Here is a 513-nt window from a genome sequence, read left to right as displayed (position 1 = left end):
AGTAAAGACCATCTCACCTGGGATACTATTAAATGGGTGAGTGATAGGAATTTCCCTGAAGACTTGACTAAGCAAGAGTTGATCGAGGCGGTATTAACTAAGCCTAAAGATTCCGGACCTAGAGGTACGGTAAAAATGAAACTGAGGGGTGAAGATTACTTTCTTCATCTTACTGAAAAAAAGAGGACAGACAGAGGAGATGGTACCGTCCCTACTGCTTCGGGAGGAGCACCGATTACCCAAGGCTTTTTTGATAGAAAAGATGTATTGGTAACCGGAAATAAAAATGTAGGCGGCTACGAGCATGGTTCTTCATATAATTTTGATGAAGTCCGCCATGATGCCTTGTTTGCTGTTTTAGAATCTGTCGCTTTACGCGGACAGGAAGATTAATCTCTTCAAGGAGCTTATGATGAAACCGATCGCTAGTGTATTGCTGACAGTTTCCATGCTTGCTGCATGTACCCCTACCGTTTCAACACTTACAGAAAGGAATCCTTCCATGACCACCGC

Annotated in this window: 1 protein-coding gene; it reads left to right on the top strand. The window is 43.3% G+C overall.

The features are described from left to right. The coding region (locus ACTHUR_RS18455) for a hypothetical protein (RefSeq protein WP_440400216.1) at window positions 1–393 on the top strand (393 nt) is incomplete at its 5' end. Between the last annotated feature and the right edge of the window lie 120 nt (window positions 394–513).

This window comes from Neisseria sp. P0021.S007 (assembly GCF_051956855.1).
This window is presented reverse-complemented; position numbering and strand designations above follow the sequence as displayed.